The following is a 22,511-nucleotide window of genomic DNA, read 5'->3' on the forward strand; positions in this document are numbered from 1 at the left end:
AAGAATGTCAGTTGTTTTTTATGATTGCAAAAGTAGGTATTTCAATCAAAAAACAACTAGTAACAAGTGCTAAAAACTATTGTTTTTTCAACTTAAATGTAAAGTTATTAACAACTATAAAATGGAAGCAACTTTTTGGCAAACAAATTCTAAAAATCGTTCGTCTGTTTCGTCAAAAGGGTCTGGTGTGTTTGAATCTATATCTATCTGACCAATATTTTCACCATTTACAAAAATTGGAATCACAATTTCTGCTTTAACAGTAATACTGCAAGCTATATAATTGTCTTGGGCAGCGACATCTGGCACCACAAAATTGGTGTTGCTTACTGCTACTTGGCCACAAATACCTTTTCCAAAAGGGATTATAGTATGATCTGTTGGTTCTCCAACATATGGGCCTAATTTCAACTCATTTTTATCGCCATTTTTAAAATAAAAACCTACCCAATTATAGTGAGGGACTTCAGATTCTAAAAGTTCACAGATGTTTTTTAATCGTTCATCAACCGTTTTTTTATTTAAAGAAATAAGTGTTTCTATTTGTGGTTTAAGAGATGTGAAAGGCATTGTTTAAAAATTTTTAGCAAAAGTATTTAAAAAGACGTCAATCTCATTCTAATTTGTATAATTTTAACGTCGGAATTAATCTTATTTTTTTTGAAAGATCTTATTTTAAAATATAAATCTGTTATCAAGTTTATACTCACCTTCCTTTTGGTATATACCGTTTTGTCTGTGACTTATAAATTATATTTGCAATATGGTTCTAGTGAGACTTATTATCCCGATTACATGACGAATTTGGTGGCAAAACAAAGTAAAGAATTACTGGAAAATTTAGGTTACCATGCACAAGTAATTCCGCATCCAAAGGAGCCTTCCATGAAATTGATTATCAATAAAAAATATGTTGCAAGAGTTATTGAAGGTTGTAATTCGGTTAGTGTAATCATTCTTTTTGCTTCTTTCATCATGGCCTTTACTGGGAGATTTAAAGCTACTGTTTTGTATTTACTGGCAGGTTCTGTCTTGATTTATGTTGTTAATTTAATTCGTGTTGTTATTTTGTCTGTTGGCTTGTATCATTATCCTTGGCGAAAAGATATTTTGCACACAGTTATTTTTCCAGCTATTATTTATGGTATGGTTTGTTTGTTATGGTTGTTTTGGGTGAATAGGTTTTCTAATCAAAAAAAGAGCTATGAATAAATATGTAAAATACATAGCCTTTTTTGTTTTAGTCAGCCTATTAGTAATTATAAGAATCTTTGAAGAGCAATTGTTTTATGATCCGTATTTAGCGTTCTTTAAAAACGATTATTTATATATTGATTCACCAAGACAAGAGGTGTTTAAGTTGGCATCCAATACTGCACTTCGATATGTGTTAAACTCCATAATTTCTTTAGGAATTTTGTTTGTGCTTTTTAAAGATAAAAGTATTATTAAATTTTCTATTTTAATTTATACTATTGCTTTTTTGACATTTATGTCCTTGTTTCTCTATTTTGTAATCCATCCCAAAAAAGAAGATTATTATTTGTTTTTTAATGTGAGACGCTTTTTAATTCAACCATTAATAGCCTTATTGCTTATTCCAGCTTTTTATTACCATAAACAACGTTTATAAATCCTTATGTAAATTAGGTGTTACAAATCCTTTTTTTGTAAATTTGCAATGTGATTAAAGCATTTTTACATAGAACTTTTTCGGCAACATTAGCGTGTTTAGTATTGTTTTCAACCATGTCTTTTACTGTTGAAAAACACTATTGTGGTGATGATCTAATTGATGTTGCTATATTCTCTAAAGTGGATAGTTGTATTCCTGATATGGAATCGATTACAATTAATACTGTAGAAAATAAGCATTGCTGTAAAGATGAAATACAAATTTTTAAAGGTCAGGATAAACTTAATAAAACATCCTTTGAAGATCTACATTTTAATCATCAATTGTATCTAAGTGCTTTTACATATTCTTACATAAACCTTTTTGAAGGTTTACCAGAGCTGGTAATACCTCATAAAAATTACTCTCCACCCAATCTGATTGCCGATATACAAGTTCTCGATCAGGTTTTCATTATTTGATAAATAGATTATTTTATGTCTTTTCTTGCCTTTTGGCAGATAGAAAACAAGAATCTTAATAAGTCTTTTCGAACTAACGAAAAGAGTATTGTTTATTTTATAATAATTCAAAAATGAAAGACAAATCTATTCAAATTGTCACACTAATTGTAATCGGTTTCGTATGAGAAAGCTAGCACTATTATTAGTTTTTCTTCCAGTATTTTCCTTTTCTCAAGAGAGATTAAATGGAACGATTATGGAAGTAAACGAACAAAACAAGCAGGTTCCTATAGCAGGAGCCAATGTGTATTGGTTAGAAACAACGGTTGGAGACGTTACAGATTTTGATGGGAAATTCACCATTCCTTATAATACGGAATACAAAAAACTAGTTATAAGTTATGTTGGTTATAGAACAGATACATTAACAATTAAAAACCCTGATCGTGTTTACCATTTATTAGAACCAACCAGTAGTTTAAATGAAGTGGTTTTAACGTCTAGGAAGCAAACAACCGCTAAGTCATACTTGGCGTCACAAAATATCATGAATATAAGTAGTGATGAACTTTTAAAAGCGGCTTGTTGTAATCTTTCTGAAAGTTTTGAAACCAACCCGTCCATTGATGTTAATTTTGCAGATGCTGTATCTGGAACCAGACAAATTAAAATGTTAGGGTTAACAAGTCCTTATATCTTAATTACTACCGAAAACATACCTTCTATTCGTGGCGCATCGCAAGCTTATGGTTTGAGTTTTATTCCAGGGACTTGGGTAGAGAGTGTTCAAATTACAAAAGGAGCAGGCAGTGTGGTAAATGGCTATGAGAGTATTGCGGGTCAAATTAATGCAGAATTAGTAAAACCAAGTACCGACAAATCGCTATTTGTCAATCTTTATGGTGCCGGTAATTCCAGATTTGAACTCAACACACATTTAAATACAAAAGTTTCAGATAAATGGGATACTGGTTTATATGTTCATGGAAATACACACAATAAAAAACACGATGTAAACGACGATGGTTTTATGGATATGCCAATCTATAACCAAATTAATGTTATGAATCGTTGGCAATATACCAATCCAGAAAAAGGTTTGGTTAGTTTTATTAATGTAAAATATTTAAACGATTCCAAACAAACAGGTCAATTAGATTTTAACCCAGATACTGATAAACTAACAACCAATGCTTGGGGAAGTGAAATAGATACACAACGTTTTGAAGCAGCTGCTAAATTAGGATATGTTAATCCAGACATTCCATATCAAAGTTTAGGTGTTCAGACAGCTTTTAGCTGGCACCAACAAGAGTCTTATTTTGGACTAAATATTTACGATATTACACACAACAGTTTGTACACAAACGTTGTTTATAATTCTTTAATTAGCGATTCTAGGCATAAAATTAAAACTGGAGTAAGTTATACTTACGACCATTATAATGAATTGGTTAATGTTAATAGTTATGAGCGTACAGAAGCATCCATTGGTGGTTTTTTTGAGTATAATTACGATAACTTAGACAAATTAAATGTAACAGCAGGTGTTCGTGTAGATAACCATAACTTACTTGGTGTTTTTATAACGCCAAGATTGAGTGCTCGCTATACACCTTGGGAAAAATCGGCGATAAGAGCATCTGTTGGAAGGGGAAAGCGGAGTGCTAATATTTTTACCGAAAACCAAAGCATGTTTGCTACATCTAGACATATCAATATTGTAAATTCTGGTGGAAGTGTTTATGGGTTAGACCCGGAAATAGCTTGGAATTATGGTGTGTCATTTTTACAAGGATTTAATCTGTTTGGAAAAAAGGCTGATGTAGCTTTAGACTTTTATAGAACAGATTTTCAGAATCAAATAGTAGTTGATTATGAAAATCCACAGGCTGTTAGTTTCTATAATTTAGATGGGGAAAGTTTTGCTAATAGTTTTCAATTTGAGTTTAATTATAATCTGTTTACTAATTTCGATTTACGATTGGCTTATAAATATTATAATGTAAAAACACAATACCAATCTGGTATATTAGAGAAACCTTTAACGCCTCAACATCGTTTGTTTGCCAATGCATCCTACGAAACTCTTGTAAAACCAAATGGGGCTCATTGGAAATTTGATGCTACTTATAATTGGTTGAGTGAGCAGAGATTTTCATCGACCGTTACAAACCCTGTGGCGTATCAAGTAGCAGAATATTCACCTACGGTTGGAACTTTAAATGCTCAAATTACAAAGGTATTTTCTCCAAAATTTGAAATCTATGTTGGTGGTGAAAATGTTACTGATGTTAGACAAGAAAATGCTATTTTAGCAGCAGATGATCCTTTTGGTTCATATTTTGATACCACTTTTGTTTACGGACCTGTATTTGGTAGTACTTATTATGCTGGATTACGATTTAACATAGAATGATAAAACAATAAAAATTAAAATTTATATTATGAAGAAAATAGGAGTATTATTAGTGATGCTTATTAGCATGTCAGCTTTTTCACAAGATAAAAACGCCAGAGCAACTATAGAAGTCGACGGTGTTTGTAATATGTGTAAAGAACGTATTGAAAAAGCATGTATTAAAACCAAAGGAGTTAAATCGGCTGTGTGGAATGTGAGCACGCATGAATTGAATCTTATTTATGATGCACGTAAAACAGACCTAAATACTATTGAAAACAATATAGCTGCTGTTGGGCATGATACAGAAAATGTTATTGCAACAGACGAAGCCTACAATAGTGTACACAATTGTTGTAGATATCGTGATGAATCTGTGGTTGATGATCATAAAGATGATTAATAGAAACTAAAAGTCCAAACGTTTGTTTGGACTTTTTTTATATATTGCCCATTCATTAACGAACCAAATTCTATGAAAAAATTACTTTATCTTTTTACTTGTTTATTAATTTCAAATATTTACTCTCAAACCGATTTTATAATTACCATAAATAATCAATCTCAAGAAATTGCTTTAGATAAAAATTATGAATTTGAAATAGAAGGAGAGACCATTCAAGTGTCTGTAAAAGAAAAAGATACATTGTTTTATAATGATGCATTCTATAATTTTAAATATTCAAAAAAACACAAGGTGTCAAAAGCAGAATTAGACGAAGGTATAGAGCAAATTATGTTAATGACTGCTGGTGGATCTGGAATTATTATTCAGAAATACGAATCGTTTAACCCAGTGATGCTACAAGAAATGATGTTGAATGAAGTGACTAAAGAAAGTGTGAATTATGGTTATGCTTTAGAGAGAAAAGATTACGATAAAACCTTGAAATCTGGAGATGAATTAAGAGTTCTTAGAGCTGAATTAGAATACAAGGGAGAATTAGAAATATATGAAATTTCTGCCGTTGGCAAAAAAGATGAAGGTATCCTTTTAATGACAATGAATTTAGGAGCAGATAGCAATAATGAAGGAGAGGAGATGATTAATTTACTATGGAATACTTTGAATATTAATTAGCACTTTTAGCTTGAATCTTCTTTTAATAAAGCAGGTTTAAAAGGCTATCACAATTTTTAATACCTCGTTCTGTAGCATTCTTTTTAATATAAAGAGAACCTGTCATGCTCTGCAATATATTTTTAAATAATTTCTCATTACTGAAGCCAAATTGACCTTTACGCATGGCATCATAATCAGCGTTTTCAATCATATACTTTCCTAAATATTCTTTATGAATAATTTCTTGACGTTCATAATCTTTTAAAATTGATTTGTAATCTGAATAATGACTTTCAATAGCAGTCTTTGTATTAAAATTATCAATAAGCTTAAAATCACCTGAGTTTATCATCGTTTGGTACGTGATATCCTTTGGATAGAATTCAACTAAGGTAAATAAGCCAAAGATATTTTTTATGGAGGATATTTTTTCAGGATTATCCGTATTTATTAGTGGTAAAACCTCATTAAGAGATTGAATTTTTTGTCCAATAGAGATTAAATTTTTTTCAAGATTTTCTTTGTCTATTTTTATATCAGATTTAATACTTGATAAGTATTGTTGTTTTAAGCTGTCATTTTTATTGATTTCGGCACATTTATTCATGCTAAAAGCAATTGAAAGTCCTACAATTACAATTAATATTTCGCCTAAAGCATAACGGAATCCTTTTTTCATGATAGTTAGTTTTTATAAAGCTATGAAATAATAAATAAAAAAAAGCTCTTGATAAGAATCAAGAGCTTTAGTAATTAACACTTTTAGTAGATCAATATATCTTCCCTACTTATTACATCATGCCAGGCATGCCACCTCCGCCCATTGGAGGCATAGCAGGTGCATCTTCTTTAATTTCTATTAAAGCACATTCTGTAGTAAGAATCATTCCAGCAACCGAAGCCGCATTTTCTAAAGCGATACGTGTTACTTTCTTAGGATCTATAATTCCAGCTTTAAGCATGTCTACATAAGTTTCTGTTTTTGCATCAAAACCAAAAGCTCCTTTGCCTTCCATCACTTTGGCAACTACCACACTGCCTTCACCACCTGCATTGGATACAATGGTTCTTAATGGAGACTCAATTGCTCTAGCTACAATTTGAATTCCTGTTACCTCGTCTAAGTTCTCTGTAGTTATTTTTTCTAAAACAGATTTTGCTCTTACTAAAGCAACACCACCTCCAGCTACAATGCCTTCTTCTACAGCAGCTCTAGTTGCATGTAAAGCATCATCAACACGATCTTTTTTCTCTTTCATTTCAACCTCACTAGCAGCTCCTACATAAAGAACAGCAACTCCTCCAGCCAATTTAGCTAAACGCTCTTGAAGCTTTTCTTTATCATAATCGCTAGTCGTAGTTTCAATTTGAGTTTTTATTTGATTAACTCTTGCTTTAATATCAGCAGCTTTACCAGAACCGTTAACAATTGTTGTATTGTCTTTGTCGATTGTTATAGTTTCAGCAGTACCTAACATACTTAAGTCTGCATTTTCAAGAGAGAAACCTCTTTCTTCAGAAATAACTACTCCACCAGTTAAGATTGCAATATCTTCTAGCATCGCTTTACGTCTGTCTCCAAAACCTGGAGCTTTTACTGCAGCAATTTTTAATCCACCACGTAATTTGTTTACCACTAAAGTAGCTAAGGCTTGACCTTCTACATCTTCAGCAATAATTAATAAAGGACGACCAGACTGTGCCACTGGTTCTAATATTGGAAGGATTTCCTGTAAGTTAGAAATCTTTTTATCAAATAATAAAATGTACGGATTTTCTAAGTCTGCAATCATTTTATCTGAATCAGTTACAAAGTAAGGAGATAAATAACCTCTGTCAAATTGCATACCTTCAACTACATCAACGTATGTTTCCATACCTTTTGCTTCTTCAACTGTAATGACGCCTTCTTTACCTACTTTTCCGAAAGCTTTAGCAATTAATTCGCCAATAGTATCGTCGTTATTAGCAGAAATAGCAGCAACTTGCTTTATCATTTCAGAAGAGTTACCTACTTTTTTTGCTTGTTTTTCAAGATCTTTAGTAATGGCAGCAACAGCTTTGTCGATACCACGTTTTAGATCCATTGGGTTTGCTCCAGCTGCAACATTTTTCAGGCCTTCTTTAACAATGGCTTGAGCTAAAACAGTTGCAGTAGTTGTGCCATCACCAGCTAAATCGTTGGTTTTAGAAGCAACTTCTTTTACCATTTGAGCTCCCATATTTTCAAGCTCGTTATCTAGCTCTACTTCTTTTGCTACTGTTACACCATCTTTAGTTACTTGAGGTGCACCAAAGCTTCTGCTAATTATTACATTTCGACCTTTAGGTCCTAAAGTAACTTTTACTGCATTAGCTAATGCATCCACACCACGTTTTAGTCCATCGCGTGCTTCTATATCAAATTTTATATCTTTTGCCATAATGAAAAATTTTAGTTAAAATTTTTAAATCTCAAAATTCAAATTCTAGATTCCTAGAAGGAATTACTACATTTTAATTTTAAGGTTTTGGAATTTGTTTTTTGTTTTTTTTTGGAATTTGCAATTATTTATATAATTGCTAGAATGTCGCTTTCACGCATCATTAGGTAATCTTTACCTTCAAGTTTAAGTTCTGTTCCAGAGTATTTTCCGTAAAGAACAGTGTCTCCAACTTTAACCGTCATAGGTTCGTCTTTAGTGCCTTTACCAATTGCCATAACTTTCCCTTGTTGAGGTTTTTCTTTGGCGTTATCAGGGATGATAATTCCAGAAGCTGTTTTAGTTTCAGCAGCAACAGGTTCAATTAGAACTCTATCTGCTAATGGTTTAATTTTTAAGCTCATATGTATGTTTTTTAATTAAATAGTTAATACTGTAGTTTTGTACTAAAAATGTGCCAATAGAAGAAGACTGACAAATTTTCATTAAAAAAAAATGCCAACTAATTTAGTTGGCATTTAAAATATTTTGAAACAATGTTTTTATTCTGAAACTGGTTCAGTTTCTGTATTGTTTGTTGGTGCTTGAGCTGCTGGTGCTACAGGAACAACAGGTTGTGTTGTTGCTTCAGTATCTAAAGCTTTAGAATCTACGACACCAGACCCTCTGTTAATAGCAACATTAGAAAGTAAAATTAATACTAACATTAAAGTTGCTAAAGTCCAAGTGCTTTTGTCTAAAAAGTCGGTTGTCTTTTTTACGCCACCAAGTTGCTGTGTTCCACCACCACCAAATGAAGAAGATAATCCACCTCCTTTTGGGTTTTGAACCATAATTACTACCACTAGTAAAAAGGCTACAACGACTATTAGTGCTAAGAATATTGTAAACGTACTCATTGTTATTTATTGTTTTGTTCTTGTAATTTTTTTATTGCCTTGATTTGGTCTGCAAAGAAACCACTTTTTTCTGGATATTTCAAAATTAATATGTTGTAAGATTGAATTGCTTTTTTGTAGTTTTTTTGCTCTACATAAATTCTTGCCAAAGTCTCTGTCATTAAAGATTCTGGTTGAATCATTTGTTCTTCGGCGAGGTTTGTATTTTTAATTGAAGTCTTTTCTGGTTTTAATTTGGGGTTTTTAATAATGAATTTTTCAATTAAATTAAATTTTTTTTCTCTCTCTATAGTAGCTAGATCCGATACCTTTTCTGATTGACTTTCTGTTTCTCTCTCAATGGTTTTGAAACGTGTTAATTTTAACCATTCATTAAAAGAATGTGTTTCATTATGATCAAATTGAAGCGGTTTGCCTAATTTTAAAATGGTATCTGGAGAAGGTGCTTCTTGAAGAATTTCGTTTTTTGGTGTTTCTTCAATTAGCTCAGTTTCATCTAATTTAAAATTAGCAATTTCTGCTCGTTTTATTTTTGGTTGGAATAATTCTGGATCTAGAACACCTGTTGTGTCTTTTATTTGTTGCTTTAAAGCATCGTCTATAGAAACACTTCTATTAACGGAAATATCTTCAGCATCAACAGGAATGTCTTTTAAGTTAGCTGAATTTTGTTTTATGTATTGCGATATTTCATTTTGAAGAAATTCTTTAGAGGTTATAAAATCGAATAAGATACTTCTGTCTGTAGTATAAGCAGCAGTTGTTTTTAGTTCTTGATTGTATTTAAAACTTTCTTTGTTTTTTAAACCTTTTAAATAAAGTGCTCGAGCCGATTGAAAGTATGGAAACTCCTCAGTAATTGCTTTTAAATCTATAGTGTGATTAGCGGTTACCTCTTGTGGGTTTTGAAGAACGTATATAAACTCTTTTTGATTCATGGAATTACCACTTAGCTAATGTTGCATTAAAAATATCCTGTGTTAACCTTTCAAAAATAGCTTCGATAGCTGTTACTTTTTGGGCTCCTATTAAGTTTGCATCTCCAGCATAATCGTAGAAAAACGAGAAACGTTGCTCTAAATCGTCTTCTTCATTTTTCTTGTTGTAGAAACGCACATTTACAGAAATGGTTAATTTGTTTTGAGCTGCTGTATTATCTGCCGTTGCTGTTGTTGGCGAGATTCTATATTCTGTAATCTCCCCTTCATACACTAGATCGCCATTAGAGGTTACTAATTCTAAATTCGTTTGATTTAGTAGTAAGTCTTGTAATGCTAATGTGAACTGTCTGTCTAATCCTGGTTCCACTAAAATGGCATTATTTTGAAAATAATTTACTTGAAAAGACTTTGTGTCTGATGAGATTGAGGCTCCAGTAAAAGAATAGGCACCACAACCTAAAAGAATGAGCGAAATAAGGACTAAGAGGGTTATTTTATATAATTTCATGATGTTCTTATAAATCGAATTGTTTTATCTTTCTATACAAAGTACGTTCACTGATGCCTAATTCTGCTGCTGCCAATTTGCGTTTTCCATCATGGCGTTCCAAAGATTTTTTGATGAGTTCTAATTCTTTATCATGTAAAGATAGGGTTTCTTCTTCTTCAATTTCTTCAGCAAAATGATATTTGTCTTGAGGTTCAACGCTTGACTCAAAATTATCAGCCGATTTTTCACCAATGGATAACACTTCTAAGTCTTCAATGGTTTCATCGTCATCTTCACCTCCATATATTTTTTGAATTAAGCCTTCGTTTTGCTTCTGAACATCTTGATCATTCCCATTTTTCATGAGTTCCATGGTTAATTTTTTCAAGTCGTTCAAATCGTTTTTCATATCAAAAAGAACTTTGTACAAAATTTCACGTTCGTTACTAAAATCGCTTTCAGCTTTCGAATTGTTAATAACGGCAGGTAAATTAGTGCCTCCAGTTGGTAAGTAGTTCTGAAGTACTGAAGCGCTTATGGTACGATTTTGTTCTAAAACGGAAATTTGTTCTGCCACGTTTCGTAATTGTCTAACATTTCCACTCCATCGAAACTTTAACAATAAAACAATCGCTTCGTCTGTTAATTTAATAGTTGGCATTTTATATTTTAATGCAAAATCGCTAGCAAATTTTCTAAACAATAAATGGATGTCTTCTTTTCTGTCTCTTAATGGAGGAAGATGAATTTCAACTGTGCTTAATCTGTAATATAAATCTTCACGAAATTTTTCTTTTTTAATAGCATCAAACATATTAACATTTGTTGCTGCTACAATACGCACATTTGTTTTTTGAACTTGGCTGGAACCTACTTTTAAAAATTCACCATTTTCTAATACACGTAATAAACGTACTTGAGTTGTAAGGGGTAATTCGCCAACCTCGTCTAGAAAAATGGTTCCTCCATCTGCTACTTCAAAATAGCCAGAACGGGTTTGAGTAGCTCCAGTAAATGCGCCTTTTTCATGACCAAAAAGTTCGCTATCTATTGTGCCTTCTGGAATAGCTCCACAATTTACTGCTATGTATTTTCCATGTTTTCTATGTGATAATTGATGGATGATTTTTGGGATACTTTCTTTTCCAACTCCAGATTCTCCAGTTACTAATACCGAAATATCAGTAGGAGCAACCTGAATGGCTTTTTCTATGGCACGATTAAGTTTGGCATCGTTACCTATAATTCCAAAACGTTGTTTTGTTGCTTGAATGGATTCCATAATCTATATGTAAAAGAGAAAAGACCAGATGAAGCCTCTTTAATCTTTTCTCAATTTTTTTAAATTTAATTATTCTTCGAATGCCCAATCGCTTCACCAATAAGTGTTGCGCTTGTGCAGTCTGTTATTTTTACTTGCACTAAATCGCCAATAGAATGGTTTGCTTTAGGAAAAACTGCTACAATGTTTTGAGATGTTCTTCCAGACCATTCAGCATCAGATTTTTTTGATTCTCTTTCAATTAAAACCTCGACTGTCTGATTCAGATATTCTTTGGTTTTAATTTCGCTGTGTTCTCGCTGGCGTTGAACTATTTCAGCTAGTCTACGTTTTTTTACTTCCTCAGGAACATCGTCTTCCAGTTTGCGCTCTGCTAATGTTCCTGGTCTTTCAGAATAGGTAAACATATAACCAAAGTTGTATTTTACATAGTCCATTAAACTTAATGTGTCTTGATGATCCTGCTCTGTTTCTGTTGGAAAACCTGCAATTAAATCCTGACTAATAGAACAGCTTGGAAGAATGCGCTTAATGTTATCTATTAATGTGAAATATTCTTCACGTGTGTGTAAACGGTTCATTTCCTTTAAAATTCGGTTACTTCCGCTTTGTACAGGTAAATGGATGTGTTTGCAAATATTTTGGTGTTTTGCCATGGTTTCTATCACATCTAATGTTAAATCCTGTGGATTAGATGTAGAAAAACGAATACGCATTTTAGGTTGAGCTTTGGCACAGATATCCAATAAATTAGCAAAATTAATGGCAGTTGCTTTTTGTAAATCACTCGCTTTATCAAAATCTTTTTTCAAGCCTCCACCATACCAGAGATAGCTGTCTACGTTTTGACCTAAAAGTGTAATTTCTTTATACCCTCTAGACCACAAATCGTTTACTTCTTCTATAATACTTTGCGGATCTCTACTTCGTTCTCTTCCTCGAGTAAAAGGTACCACACAAAAGGTACACATATTATCGCAGCCACGAGTAATAGACACAAAAGCAGTAACGCCATTGCTGTTTAAACGTACTGGTGAAACATCTCCATAGGTTTCTTCTTTAGAGAGAATGACGTTAATGGCGTCTCTTCCATCTTCAACTTCGGCAAGAAGGTTGGGTAAATCTTTATAAGCATCAGGACCAACTACCAGGTCGACAATTTTTTCTTCTTCGAGAAATTTGCTTTTTAAGCGTTCTGCCATACAGCCTAAAACACCTACTTTCATTCCAGGGTTAATGCGTTTTACGGCATTGTATTTTTCAAGTCTTTTTCTAACAGTTTGTTCTGCTTTATCACGAATAGAACAAGTGTTGACTAAAACTAAATCTGCATCTTCAAGATTTTGAGTGGTGTTATACCCTTGATCTGAAAGAATGGATGCTACAATTTCGCTATCGCTAAAATTCATGGCGCAACCATAACTTTCAATATAGAGCTTACGTGAGTTTTGTTCTTTATTTTTTAAAACTAAGCTTTCGCCTTGTTTACTTTCGTCAATAATCTTTTCCATATTTAAAATAAAAACTATTTTAAGTCAATTTTCATGCCTACAAAAAGAAGCAGCAGCAAAGATACAATTATTTTAAGCAAAGTGACAAAGTGACAGTGTGTTAAAATTTCTATTTCTAGTTATAAAATTTAATTACTTTTAAGCCCTAACTAAAAATAAATTAATGACCTACTTAGAACTAGAAGTAAGAATTAAAAATGCTAAACAATTAGATTTTGGAGATCTTATTAGTGATGTTATAGAATTGTTTAAAAAAATTTGGTTGAAAGGGTTTTTGACCATTTTGCTAATCATGGCTTCGGCTTTGTGTTTGATGTTTGTTTTTACAATAATTGGAATTTCACCTCAAGACGTTACTTTACAACAAGCGTTCAGTTTTGAGACTTTTTATGATACATATTATACAAATATTATTTATGGGATTCCACAAACCATATTATTGAGTACTATAACCCTAGCATTTGTTGCAGCCTTTTATAGAATATGCAAACAAACCGTTTTAGAAGACCCTGAACATGATGATTATTTTTACTTCTTTAAAAAAGATTACTTCTCAAAAGTGTTTATGTTGGGGATTATCTATACAGGAATTGCTGTTGTTGCTCAACTTCTGTTTATAATTCCTTATATTTATGTTTTTGTACCATTGTCATTTTTTGCAGTGACATTGGCCCATAATCCAGAATTAGGAGAACTTGATATTGTTAAAGTAAGTTTTAAATTGGGGAACAAAAAATGGCTTATTGCCTTTTTTACCATGTTTGTAGCTGGTATTTTAGGGATGCTTGGCATTTTAGGTTGTGGAATTGGATTGCTATTTACCATGTCCATTGTTTATTTGCCCGCTTTTTTTATTTATAAAGAAGTGGTTGGGTTTGATGAAAAAAGAGACCCAATGACTGTTTAAAACTAAAATAAATTAAATTTTTAATAACCAACCAACTAGAGATATGAATACAATTAACACCTTATTAGAGAAGATTGAAAATTCTAAAACATTAGATTTTGGAGATATTTTCAGTAGAAGTATAGAGTTATTTAAAAAAGTATGGGTTCAAGGCTTAGTCATGCTTTTATTAATGATGGTTATTTTAGTTCCCTTTTACTTAATGATGTATTTGCCATTAATTGGAATAGGATTTATTGAAGCCGACTCTTACCAATACGGTTTAGATTCAATTCAGAATAATACAGAATTTAGCCCTTTACTGATGATCCCATTTTTTATTTTCATCTTTATTTTTTCTATTGTAGCTATGGTTCTTTCTTTTGGAATGAAAGCATCATTTTATAGAATATGTAAACTTAAAGATTTGGGTGAAGCTGGTTCCGACGATTATTTTTTCTATTTAAAAAAACCTTATTTAGGGAAAGTAATTACATTGTCAATAATGACTTTCGGAATTTCAATATTAGCAATGTTGTTATGTGTTTTGCCTCTTATTTATGTGATGGTTCCAATAACGTTAATCAACGTTATCTTTGCATTTAATCCTGATTTGTCAGCTTCAGAGATCATAAAAGCTGGATTTAAATTAGGAAATAAAAAATGGTTTATAACTTTTGGGCTCATTATTGTATCTTCAGTTTTGGCCGAATTGGTTGGGGTATTAATGTGTTTTATTGGGCTATTTGTTACAGCTTCATTTGTGTATCTTCCAGCTTATTATGTATATAAAGATTCTGTTGGATTTGAAAAATCTGTTGACATTGAGAATTCTCAAGACTAATTTTTGGCATATATAATGACTGTGCTTTTTATAGTTAAAATCAAAAAAATATCGATAAAAAGCACTTGATTCATTTATTAATTAGGAAGATAAATTTTTTTTCACATACATTTGTAGCCTTAAAAAATCATAAATGGCGAAGAATTTAGTAATAGTAGAGTCACCAGCAAAAGCTAAAACCATAGAGAAATTTCTAGGAAAAGATTTCAAAGTAGAATCTAGTTTTGGGCATATTGCAGACTTACCTTCAAAAGAATTAGGAGTAGATGTAGATGGAGATTTTAAACCAAAATACGAGGTTTCCAAAGATAAAAAAGCAGTTGTAAAGAAACTTAAAGACTTAGCAAAAAAAGCCGAAATGGTTTGGTTAGCAAGTGATGAGGATCGAGAAGGAGAAGCGATTGCATGGCATTTGGCAGAATCTTTAAATTTAGATAAAGAAAAAACCAAACGAATTGTTTTTCATGAGATTACAAAATCGGCAATTCAAAAAGCCATTGAGAATCCTAGAGGCATAGATTACGATTTGGTAGATGCGCAACAAGCTCGTCGTGTATTAGATAGAATTGTAGGTTACGAATTATCACCAGTACTTTGGAGAAAAGTTAAAGGTGGTTTATCTGCTGGACGTGTACAATCCGTGTCTGTAAGATTAATTGTAGAACGCGAACGCGACATTCAAGATTTTAAACCAGAAGCATCTTATAGAGTAGATGCAGAATTTTCTAACGAAGAAGGTCAAGCTTTCAAAGCGAAATTGCCGAAGAATTTTGGAAAGAAAAAGGATGCACAATCATTTTTAGAGAAAAATGCCAAGGCAGACTTTAAAGTTTCAGATTTAGAGAAAAAGCCAGCTAAAAAATCACCAGCTGCACCATTTACAACATCTACATTACAACAAGAAGCCTCCCGAAAATTATATTTTTCAGTAAGCAAAACCATGACTTTAGCACAACGATTGTACGAAGCTGGTTTGATTACTTATATGAGAACAGATAGTGTAAATTTATCTGATGAGGCTAGAAAAGGTGCTCAAGCTGAGATTGAATCTGCTTATGGTTCAAAATTTAGTAAGCCACGAAACTATAAAGGAAAAACTAAAGGAGCTCAAGAAGCGCATGAGGCTATTAGACCAACAGATTTTTCGCTACATTCGGTAGATATCGATAGAGATCAAGCTAGATTGTACGATTTAATCTGGAAACGAGCCATTGCTTCGCAAATGAGCGATGCCGAACTTGAAAGAACCAATGTAAAAATTAGTGCGTCTACACATAACGAAACATTTACAGCAAATGGAGAAGTTATTACGTTCGAAGGATTCTTAAAAGTGTACCTAGAAGGTACAGATGATGAGGATTCTGAACAAGATGGTATGTTGCCAGCCATGAAAACTAACGAAACATTACTTAATAGCTATATTACAGCCACAGAACGTTATACTAGAGCACCAGCAAGATATACTGAAGCCTCTTTAGTGAAAAAATTAGAAGAATTAGGTATTGGTCGTCCGTCCACTTATGCGCCTACAATTTCTACAATTCAAAATAGAAATTATGTTGAAAAAGGAACCGTTGAAGGTGTTGAAAGAGACTATTCTCAATTAACATTAAAAAATGGTCAAGTAAAAGATAAATTGTTATCTGAAAAAGTGGGTTCCGATAAAGGAAAATTAGTTCCAACAGATATTGGGATGATAGTTACCGACTTTTTGGTTAAAAATTTTGATGCTGTTTTAGACTATAACTTCACTGCTAAAGTAGAAGAAGATTTTGACGATATAGCTGAAGGAAAAGTAGATTGGACAACCATGATGAAAGATTTTTATAAAGATTTTCATCCAATAGTTGAAGATGTTCAAGAAAATGCAGATAGAGAATCTGGCGAAAGAGTTTTAGGTACAGATCCTAAAACAGGGAAACAAGTAAGCGTTCGTTTAGGAAAGTTTGGACCAATGGTGCAAATAGGAACCGTAGATGATGAAGAAAAACCAACCTTTGCAAGTTTATCTCCAGATCAACAACTAAATACGATTACATACGAAGAAGCCATGGACTTATTCCAGCTTCCAAAACACTTAGGAACATACGAAGGAGAAGAAGTAGAAGTTAATAATGGCCGTTTTGGACCTTATGTAAAGTTTGGTAAAGCGTATGTGTCTCTTCCAAAAGGCGTAGATGCTTTAAGTGTAGAATTAGATGATGCCATTGTTTTGATAAAAGAAAAACAAAAGGCAGATGCACCTATATATATGTATCAAGATTTGCCAGTACAAAAAGGAAAAGGACGCTTTGGACCATTTATTAAGTGGAACAACATGTTTATTAATGTAAATAAAAAGTACGATTGGGATAATTTATCAGATACAGATATTGTAACACTTATTGAAGAAAAAATTCAAAAAGAGATAGATAAAGTCATTCACCATTGGGAAGAAGAAGGAATAAAGGTCGAGAAAGCCCGTTGGGGAAGACATAATATTATTCAAGGTAAAACAAAAATTGAATTACCTAAAACTGTAGATGTGTCTAAAATGACTCTTGAGGAAGTTAAAGCGATTATTGAAGAAAAAGCGCCAAAGAAGAAAGCCACAAAAAAGAAAGCGACAAAGAAAAAAACAACCACCAAAAAGAAATAACTAATTTAAAAAGTAATTTATCCATCTAATGAATTTTAATTTTCTGTCCCCTGTTTCCGATTTGGTACTTGCTCATAACGAGCTCTTGTCTCAGCAAACATTAGGAAAAAAAATCAAGATTCATTCCAAGCAACAAGGTGTTCCAGAATTGGAAGATGTACAATTAGCTATAGTGGGTGTGCTTGAAAGCAGAAACGATGTTAACTATATAGGTGAAGCATTTAATTTAGACGAGATTCGAAAATCACTTTATTCGCTTTTTCCAGGAAATTGGCATAAATCTATTGTCGATTTAGGAGATATAAATAAAGGAGAAAGTGTTGAAGACACCTATTTCGCTTTAAAGACCACCATAAATATATTGGTACAAAAAAACATCATTCCAATTATTATTGGAGGAAGTCAAGATCTAACTTATGCTAATTATCGTGCATATGATGATTTGGCACCAATGGTTAATATTGTAAATGTCGATTCTAAATTCGATTTAGGAGATTCGGCAAAACCTATTAAGAACGATAGCTTTGTTGGAAAAATAATTCTAGATCAGCCTTACAATTTATTTAATTATGCAACGGTTGGGTATCAAACCTATTTCAATTCCCAAGAAGAAATTGATTTAATGGATAAACTCTATTTTGAATCTTATAGATTAGGTCAGGTTTCAAAAGACATTACCATTGTAGAACCAGTTATGAGAGATGCAAACATAGTTAGCATCGATTTAAATGCAGTTAAAGCTTCTGAAGTTAGTGCAAGACAAAAAGTGTCACCAAACGGTTTAGATGGAAAAGAAATTTGTGCCATTTCAAGGTATGCAGGTATTAGTAATAAGGTAACTTCTATTGGCATCTATGAATACCAACCTTCAAAAGACGATACCATAACGTCAATGTTAGTAGCACAAATAATATGGTATTTTATTGAAGGAGTTAATTTTAGAGTCAAGGATGACGATTTTATAAATGATGATAGCTATCAAAAATTTATTACCTTGGTAGAAGATCAAGAACTTATTTTTTATAAAAGCACCAAAACCCAGCGTTGGTGGATTGAAATTCCTTTTTTATCTGAAATAAATAATAAATTAAAAAGACATACGTTATTACCTTGCATGCATCAAGATTATTTAGATGCAAGTAACAACAAGTTGCCCGACCGTTGGTATAAGGCATTTCAAAAGAACTGTATATAATAAAAGTGTTATTTAACGGATATTTCATCGTTAAAACGCACATTTTTTACGATGAAGCGTAAATTTTATTAAAAAAAAGTTGTTTTTTTAAAAATATATAGATATGTTTACGCTCTTAAAATTTTTAAGACACAAAATTAAATTATTAACCTCGAGTTTTCTATGGATATGAAGAAGTTTATTTTATTAACCGCAGTTTTAGCATTGCTTGTCAGTTGTGGCTCTGGAGACAGGGGTCAATTAGTTGGTGTTAAAGGAAAAAAATGGCATCCAGAAAAGCCTTATGGTATGGAATTAGTACCTGGTGGCGCTTTTATAATGGGTAAGGCAGACGATGATATTGCTGGTATTCATGATGCACCTTCAAAAACAGTTACTGTTAGGTCATTCTATATGGACGCTACAGAAATAACAAATAGCGAATATCGTCAGTTTGTTAATTGGGTGAGAGATTCTACTATTAGAACAAAATTAGCTATTCTTGCTGATGAAATTGGAGAAACTCCTGGAAATGGTGGTATTGGAGAATATGCATTTAAAGATGCAGATCCAGAAAATATGACTGTATACGAAAAGTATATGTACGATAACTATAGTGGTTTAGGACCAACAGGATACGAAGGTCGTAAATTAAATCACGATGTAGAATTGTTATTTGATACTGGAGATTATCCAGACGAATATTATGCTGAGGTTATGGATACTATGTATATTCCACTTGAAGAGTCTTATAATGGACAAAGAACTTGGGATGTAACAAAATTCAAATTCCAGTACTCTTACATGGACATTCAAAAAGCTGCTAAAGACAGATCTTTAAAAAGAAAAGACGTTATTGTTAAGGAAGAGGTAGAAATTTATCCAGATACTACTGCTTGGATTAGAGATTTTGCATATTCTTATAACGAACCAATGCATAACGACTATTTCTGGCATGATGCTTATGGAGACTATCCTGTTGTAGGTGTATCTTGGACACAAGCAAAAGCTTTTTGTCAATGGAGAACATTATACCATAATGCGTCTAGAAAAGAAAGAAAACAACATTTTGTAAATGCTTACAGATTACCATCTGAAGCCGAATGGGAATATGCTGCAAGAGGAGGTCTTCAAGCTGCAACTTATCCTTGGGGTGGACCATATACCAAAAATGATAGAGGTTGTTTTATGGCAAACTTTAAACCTTTAAGAGGAGATTATGCAGCAGATCAAGCACTATATACTGTTGAAGCTAAATCTTACGAGCCTAACGATTTTAACTTATATAATATGGCTGGTAATGTTTCAGAATGGGTAAGTGCATCTTATGATCCATCTTCTTATGAATATGTTTCTACAATTAACCCAAGTGTAAACGATGTAAATAACCAACGTAAAGTTGTTCGTGGTGGTTCTTGGAAAGATGTAAAATACTATTTACAAGTAAGTTCTAGAGATTATGAATATGCAGACTCTGCTAGAAGTTATATAGGCTTTAGAACTGTTCAAGATTATATGGGAACAGAAGTAACTAAAAACGCAAAATAATAATAACAACAACAATAATTAATATTAATCTACTTAAGTAAAACTAACTTAACTTAATCAAAAAAAACTAAAATTATGGCACAATCAAGAGCATTTAAGAAATTTATGACTATGTCTTACGGATTCGGAGCATCCATTGTAATTATTGGAGCCTTATTCAAGATTATTCATTTTGAAATAGGACCATTAACAGGAAACGTGATGCTTACATTAGGTCTTGTAACAGAAGCTATTGTATTCGCAATTTCTGCATTCGAACCAGTAGATGACGATTTAGATTGGTCTTTAGTATATCCTGAATTAGCTGGTGGAGCTTCAATGGGTAAAAAAGAACAACCTAAAGATGCTGAAGGATTATTATCTAAAAAACTAGATAACTTATTAAAAGAAGCTAAAATTGATGCAGAATTAATGACTAGCCTTGGAGATAGTATTAAAAACTTCGAAGGAGCTGCAAAAGGTATTAGCCCAACTGTAGATTCTATTGCTGCTACAAAAAAATATGGTGAAGAATTATCTTTAGCTGCTGCACAAATGGAATCTTTAAATAGTTTATATAAAGTGCAATTAGACAGTGTTAATCGTCAAGCGACAATTAATGAAGAAGCTGTTGAAAATGCAACTAAATTAAAAGAGCAAATGCAATCATTAGCGTCTAACTTATCTTCTTTAAACGGAGTTTATGGAGGTATGTTAACAGCAATGACTAAGCACTAATTAGTTCAATTTAACTAAATTTAATTTTAACAATTAACTACAAAACTAATTAGAAATGGCAGGAGGAAAATTATCTGCAAGGCAGAAAATGATTAACTTGATGTATTTGGTGTTTATAGCAATGCTAGCACTTAATATGTCGAAAGAAGTGCTATCGGCATTTGGATTAATGAATGAAAAGTTAACCGAATCTAACGAAGCAACCACAGATAGAAACGAAGCTTTTATGCAGGGTCTAGCTGAAAAAGTATCAGAACAACCAGCAAAATACCAACCTTTAAAAGCACAAGCTGACCAAATCAGTGCTTTAGCGAGTAACTTTAATGCATATTTGGTAGATTTAAAAGGGAAGATGACTGCTACTGTTGATGATCCTCAAGATTATGAGATTATGGACAAAGGAGACTTCCTTGACAACCATTTCTTCAAAGGCGATAAATTAAAACCAGAAGGACAAGAGTTTTTAAATCAAATAGCGACTTTTAGAGATGGTGTTTCAGAAGTATTATCACAGAACCCTGATTTAGCTAGTATTGCTGAAGATGTAAAAGAAAAATTTGAAACAGATCCTGTTACAAATAGAGATGGAAATAAAATCGATTGGTTAGATTATAACTATAAAGGTTTTCCATTAGTAGCTTCTTTAACTAAAATGACACAGTTACAAGCAGATGTTAAAACTACAGAATCTGAAGTTTTATCTTCTATGTTAGCTGGTAAATTAAAAGTAGAAGCCTCTTTAACAAATTTTGATGCTATTGTAGTTCCTAGTAAAACAGCTTTCTTTTCTGGAGAAAACTTTACAGGTACTATTATCTTAGGTAAAAAAGATAACACCTTACAAGCTGATAAAGTAATTATCAACGGTACAGAATTATCTAAAGAATCTATGCAAGCTGGTAAAACATTGTTAGATTTTCCAGCAGGAGCTGTTGGAGAAAGAGAGATTGAAGGAGAATTCCAATTTAAAGAAGGAGATTCAATTATTTCTATTCCAGTTAAAAGTACTTATGCTGTAGTACCTAAACCAAATTCTGCAACTATTTCTGCAGATAAAATGAATGTAGTTTATCGTGGTGTTACCAATCCAATGACTATTTCTTTTGCTGGTATTTCAGATAATAATGTATCTGCAAGTGCACCAGGTTTAAGTAAAGGTTCTGGAGTTGGTAAATACAACATGAATCCAGGTTCTGGTAGAGAAGTTTCTATTAATGTCTCTGGTACATTACCAGATGGAACTAAAGTAAGCGATAAAGCGACGTTTAGAATTAAAGATATTCCTAAGCCTACTGGAACTATTAGTGGACAAGATGGAATTGTAAAATTACCACGTAACTCTGTAGAAATTGGAACTGTTGGTGCTATGTTAGACGATTTTGATTTTGAATTACCAATTCAAGTAACATCGTTTAAATTTAAAGTGCCTGGACAACCTTCAGTATCTGTAAATGGAACAAAATTGAATTCTCAAGCTAAGAATGCATTACGTAAAGCAAGACGTGGAGATAATGTTCAAATATTCGACATTAAAGCTCAAATTAGAGGAAATTCTTCTTATAAGCTTAAAGGAGTTTCAGCTGTAATTGTTGAGATATCTAATTAATAGAATTTA

The 22,511-nt window shown here is 32.4% G+C and carries 22 protein-coding genes; 13 read left to right on the forward strand and 9 right to left on the reverse strand.

Annotation, left to right across the window (positions count from 1 at the left end):
- Positions 1-114: 114 nt before the first annotated feature.
- Complete coding sequence (locus tag ACI5KZ_RS12080; protein WP_406847763.1) at positions 115-570, reverse strand: GAF domain-containing protein; 456 nt, start codon at positions 568-570, stop codon at positions 115-117.
- A 90-nt stretch (positions 571-660) separates the two neighbouring features.
- On the opposite strand from ACI5KZ_RS12080, the gene xrtF reads away from it, so the two are divergent.
- The 6 genes from xrtF to ACI5KZ_RS12110 all read left to right on the forward strand — a co-directional run bounded on the left by xrtF (position 661) and on the right by ACI5KZ_RS12110 (position 5,561).
- Positions 661-1,212 carry an exosortase family protein XrtF gene (gene xrtF, locus ACI5KZ_RS12085; protein WP_406847764.1) on the forward strand — a complete coding sequence of 184 codons (552 nt, stop codon included), beginning with the start codon at positions 661-663 and terminating at the stop codon, positions 1,210-1,212.
- On the forward strand, positions 1,205-1,633 hold the full coding sequence (locus tag ACI5KZ_RS12090; RefSeq protein WP_109309700.1) for an exosortase F system-associated membrane protein: 429 nt from the start codon (positions 1,205-1,207) through the stop codon (positions 1,631-1,633). The genes xrtF and ACI5KZ_RS12090 overlap by 8 nt, the downstream gene beginning before the upstream one ends.
- A gap of 50 nt (positions 1,634-1,683) precedes the next feature.
- Complete coding sequence (locus tag ACI5KZ_RS12095; protein ID WP_406847765.1) at positions 1,684-2,097, forward strand: HYC_CC_PP family protein; 414 nt, start codon at positions 1,684-1,686, stop codon at positions 2,095-2,097.
- Positions 2,098-2,260: 163 nt separating this feature from the next.
- Positions 2,261-4,498 (forward strand): TonB-dependent receptor, encoded by a 2,238-nt coding sequence (locus tag ACI5KZ_RS12100; RefSeq protein WP_406847766.1) that lies wholly within the window; start codon positions 2,261-2,263, stop codon positions 4,496-4,498.
- Positions 4,499-4,526: 28 nt separating this feature from the next.
- Positions 4,527-4,883, forward strand: a complete 357-nt coding sequence (locus ACI5KZ_RS12105; RefSeq protein ID WP_406847767.1) for a heavy-metal-associated domain-containing protein — start codon at positions 4,527-4,529, stop codon at positions 4,881-4,883.
- Between the two features lie 72 nt (positions 4,884-4,955).
- Positions 4,956-5,561 (forward strand): hypothetical protein, encoded by a 606-nt coding sequence (locus ACI5KZ_RS12110; RefSeq protein WP_109309696.1) that lies wholly within the window; start codon positions 4,956-4,958, stop codon positions 5,559-5,561.
- A gap of 22 nt (positions 5,562-5,583) precedes the next feature.
- Here ACI5KZ_RS12110 and ACI5KZ_RS12115 read toward each other — a convergent pair whose 3' ends face one another.
- The 8 genes from ACI5KZ_RS12115 to miaB form a co-directional block, all read right to left on the reverse strand.
- Positions 5,584-6,222 (reverse strand): DUF6090 family protein, encoded by a 639-nt coding sequence (locus ACI5KZ_RS12115; RefSeq protein WP_109309695.1) that lies wholly within the window; start codon positions 6,220-6,222, stop codon positions 5,584-5,586.
- Positions 6,223-6,334: 112 nt separating this feature from the next.
- Positions 6,335-7,966 carry a chaperonin GroEL gene (groL, locus tag ACI5KZ_RS12120; protein ID WP_109309694.1) on the reverse strand — a complete coding sequence of 544 codons (1,632 nt, stop codon included), beginning with the start codon at positions 7,964-7,966 and terminating at the stop codon, positions 6,335-6,337.
- Positions 7,967-8,094: 128 nt separating this feature from the next.
- Positions 8,095-8,370 carry a co-chaperone GroES gene (groES, locus tag ACI5KZ_RS12125; protein WP_109309693.1) on the reverse strand — a complete coding sequence of 92 codons (276 nt, stop codon included), beginning with the start codon at positions 8,368-8,370 and terminating at the stop codon, positions 8,095-8,097.
- A gap of 138 nt (positions 8,371-8,508) precedes the next feature.
- Positions 8,509-8,865, reverse strand: a complete 357-nt coding sequence (gene secG / locus ACI5KZ_RS12130; protein ID WP_109309692.1) for a preprotein translocase subunit SecG — start codon at positions 8,863-8,865, stop codon at positions 8,509-8,511.
- Between the two features lie 2 nt (positions 8,866-8,867).
- Positions 8,868-9,803: a hypothetical protein gene (locus ACI5KZ_RS12135; protein WP_109309691.1), complete on the reverse strand. Its 936-nt coding sequence runs from the start codon at positions 9,801-9,803 to the stop codon at positions 8,868-8,870.
- Positions 9,804-9,807: 4 nt separating this feature from the next.
- Positions 9,808-10,314, reverse strand: coding sequence for an LptE family protein (locus tag ACI5KZ_RS12140; protein WP_109309690.1), 507 nt, complete (start codon positions 10,312-10,314; stop codon positions 9,808-9,810).
- 7 nt (positions 10,315-10,321) lie between these two features.
- A complete protein-coding gene (locus ACI5KZ_RS12145) occupies positions 10,322-11,578 on the reverse strand; it encodes a sigma-54-dependent Fis family transcriptional regulator (protein ID WP_109309689.1) in 1,257 nt (418 codons plus the stop codon).
- Positions 11,579-11,643: 65 nt separating this feature from the next.
- Positions 11,644-13,089, reverse strand: coding sequence for a tRNA (N6-isopentenyl adenosine(37)-C2)-methylthiotransferase MiaB (miaB, locus tag ACI5KZ_RS12150; protein WP_109309688.1), 1,446 nt, complete (start codon positions 13,087-13,089; stop codon positions 11,644-11,646).
- A gap of 163 nt (positions 13,090-13,252) precedes the next feature.
- On the opposite strand from miaB, the gene ACI5KZ_RS12155 reads away from it, so the two are divergent.
- The 7 genes from ACI5KZ_RS12155 (at position 13,253) to gldM (ending at position 22,502) form a co-directional block, all read left to right on the forward strand.
- Positions 13,253-13,996: a hypothetical protein gene (locus tag ACI5KZ_RS12155; RefSeq protein WP_109309687.1), complete on the forward strand. Its 744-nt coding sequence runs from the start codon at positions 13,253-13,255 to the stop codon at positions 13,994-13,996.
- Between the two features lie 43 nt (positions 13,997-14,039).
- Positions 14,040-14,819, forward strand: a complete 780-nt coding sequence (locus ACI5KZ_RS12160; RefSeq protein WP_109309686.1) for a hypothetical protein — start codon at positions 14,040-14,042, stop codon at positions 14,817-14,819.
- A 133-nt stretch (positions 14,820-14,952) separates the two neighbouring features.
- Positions 14,953-17,457 carry a type I DNA topoisomerase gene (gene topA, locus ACI5KZ_RS12165; protein ID WP_406847768.1) on the forward strand — a complete coding sequence of 835 codons (2,505 nt, stop codon included), beginning with the start codon at positions 14,953-14,955 and terminating at the stop codon, positions 17,455-17,457.
- 28 nt (positions 17,458-17,485) lie between these two features.
- Positions 17,486-18,652 carry a formimidoylglutamase gene (locus ACI5KZ_RS12170; protein WP_109309684.1) on the forward strand — a complete coding sequence of 389 codons (1,167 nt, stop codon included), beginning with the start codon at positions 17,486-17,488 and terminating at the stop codon, positions 18,650-18,652.
- 162 nt (positions 18,653-18,814) lie between these two features.
- Positions 18,815-20,179 carry a gliding motility lipoprotein GldK gene (gldK, locus tag ACI5KZ_RS12175; RefSeq protein ID WP_109309683.1) on the forward strand — a complete coding sequence of 455 codons (1,365 nt, stop codon included), beginning with the start codon at positions 18,815-18,817 and terminating at the stop codon, positions 20,177-20,179.
- A 75-nt stretch (positions 20,180-20,254) separates the two neighbouring features.
- Entirely contained in the window at positions 20,255-20,896 is a 642-nt protein-coding gene (gene gldL, locus ACI5KZ_RS12180; protein WP_109309682.1) for a gliding motility protein GldL, read from the forward strand.
- A gap of 55 nt (positions 20,897-20,951) precedes the next feature.
- Complete coding sequence (gldM, locus tag ACI5KZ_RS12185) at positions 20,952-22,502, forward strand: gliding motility protein GldM (RefSeq protein WP_109309681.1); 1,551 nt, start codon at positions 20,952-20,954, stop codon at positions 22,500-22,502.
- Positions 22,503-22,511 lie beyond the last annotated feature (9 nt).

The organism is Xanthomarina sp. GH4-25 (genome assembly GCF_045363175.1).
In the GTDB taxonomy this organism is placed as follows: Bacteria; Bacteroidota; Bacteroidia; order Flavobacteriales; family Flavobacteriaceae; genus Xanthomarina.

What these genes read in the sequence shown, in the direction of transcription:
- ACI5KZ_RS12080 (WP_406847763.1), bottom strand. Translation starts at nt 570, where the DNA reads ATGCCTTTCACATCTCTTAAACCACAAATAGAAACACTTATTTCTTTA.
- ACI5KZ_RS12090 (WP_109309700.1), top strand. Translation starts at nt 1,205, where the DNA reads ATGAATAAATATGTAAAATACATAGCCTTTTTTGTTTTAGTCAGCCTA.
- ACI5KZ_RS12100 (WP_406847766.1), top strand. Translation starts at nt 2,261, where the DNA reads ATGAGAAAGCTAGCACTATTATTAGTTTTTCTTCCAGTATTTTCCTTT.
- ACI5KZ_RS12105 (WP_406847767.1), top strand. Translation starts at nt 4,527, where the DNA reads ATGAAGAAAATAGGAGTATTATTAGTGATGCTTATTAGCATGTCAGCT.
- ACI5KZ_RS12110 (WP_109309696.1), top strand. Translation starts at nt 4,956, where the DNA reads ATGAAAAAATTACTTTATCTTTTTACTTGTTTATTAATTTCAAATATT.
- ACI5KZ_RS12115 (WP_109309695.1), bottom strand. Translation starts at nt 6,222, where the DNA reads ATGAAAAAAGGATTCCGTTATGCTTTAGGCGAAATATTAATTGTAATT.
- groL (WP_109309694.1), bottom strand. Translation starts at nt 7,966, where the DNA reads ATGGCAAAAGATATAAAATTTGATATAGAAGCACGCGATGGACTAAAA.
- groES (WP_109309693.1), bottom strand. Translation starts at nt 8,370, where the DNA reads ATGAGCTTAAAAATTAAACCATTAGCAGATAGAGTTCTAATTGAACCT.
- secG (WP_109309692.1), bottom strand. Translation starts at nt 8,865, where the DNA reads ATGAGTACGTTTACAATATTCTTAGCACTAATAGTCGTTGTAGCCTTT.
- ACI5KZ_RS12135 (WP_109309691.1), bottom strand. Translation starts at nt 9,803, where the DNA reads ATGAATCAAAAAGAGTTTATATACGTTCTTCAAAACCCACAAGAGGTA.
- ACI5KZ_RS12140 (WP_109309690.1), bottom strand. Translation starts at nt 10,314, where the DNA reads ATGAAATTATATAAAATAACCCTCTTAGTCCTTATTTCGCTCATTCTT.
- ACI5KZ_RS12145 (WP_109309689.1), bottom strand. Translation starts at nt 11,578, where the DNA reads ATGGAATCCATTCAAGCAACAAAACAACGTTTTGGAATTATAGGTAAC.
- miaB (WP_109309688.1), bottom strand. Translation starts at nt 13,089, where the DNA reads ATGGAAAAGATTATTGACGAAAGTAAACAAGGCGAAAGCTTAGTTTTA.
- ACI5KZ_RS12155 (WP_109309687.1), top strand. Translation starts at nt 13,253, where the DNA reads ATGACCTACTTAGAACTAGAAGTAAGAATTAAAAATGCTAAACAATTA.
- ACI5KZ_RS12160 (WP_109309686.1), top strand. Translation starts at nt 14,040, where the DNA reads ATGAATACAATTAACACCTTATTAGAGAAGATTGAAAATTCTAAAACA.
- topA (WP_406847768.1), top strand. Translation starts at nt 14,953, where the DNA reads ATGGCGAAGAATTTAGTAATAGTAGAGTCACCAGCAAAAGCTAAAACC.
- ACI5KZ_RS12170 (WP_109309684.1), top strand. Translation starts at nt 17,486, where the DNA reads ATGAATTTTAATTTTCTGTCCCCTGTTTCCGATTTGGTACTTGCTCAT.
- gldK (WP_109309683.1), top strand. Translation starts at nt 18,815, where the DNA reads ATGGATATGAAGAAGTTTATTTTATTAACCGCAGTTTTAGCATTGCTT.
- gldL (WP_109309682.1), top strand. Translation starts at nt 20,255, where the DNA reads ATGGCACAATCAAGAGCATTTAAGAAATTTATGACTATGTCTTACGGA.
- gldM (WP_109309681.1), top strand. Translation starts at nt 20,952, where the DNA reads ATGGCAGGAGGAAAATTATCTGCAAGGCAGAAAATGATTAACTTGATG.